Origin of the sequence: Burkholderia sp. SIMBA_051, assembly GCF_046534915.1 — a bacterium.
In the GTDB taxonomy this organism is placed as follows: domain Bacteria; phylum Pseudomonadota; class Gammaproteobacteria; order Burkholderiales; family Burkholderiaceae; genus Burkholderia; species Burkholderia ambifaria.
Window position 1 is genome coordinate 1 of the sequence record NZ_JAWRXS010000385.1, and the last position, 265, is coordinate 265.

Below are 265 nucleotides of genomic sequence, written 5' to 3' on the forward strand. Positions count from 1 at the left end.
GGAAGAACAGAGGTGTCCTTCAACTCGTGCCGGGACCGGCATTGCCCGAAGTGCCAGGCCAGCGCCGCACACCGCTGGCTGAACGCACGCCAGGCCGATCTGCTACCCGTTGAGTACTTCCACGTCGTCTTCACGCTTCCCGCACCCATCAGTGCGATTGCCGGGTACAACAAACGGATCATCTACGGCCTGCTGCTCGACATCGCCGCTGACACGCTGCGCACGATCGCCGGGGATCCCAGGCATCTCGGCGCCCAGATTGGCG

The 265-nt window shown here is 64.2% G+C and carries 1 protein-coding gene; it reads left to right on the forward strand.

All coding sequences use genetic code 11. The features are described 5' to 3' along the window. A partial coding sequence (locus SB771_RS34975) for a transposase zinc-binding domain-containing protein (protein ID WP_410722039.1) occupies positions 1-265 on the forward strand: 265 nt, incomplete at both ends.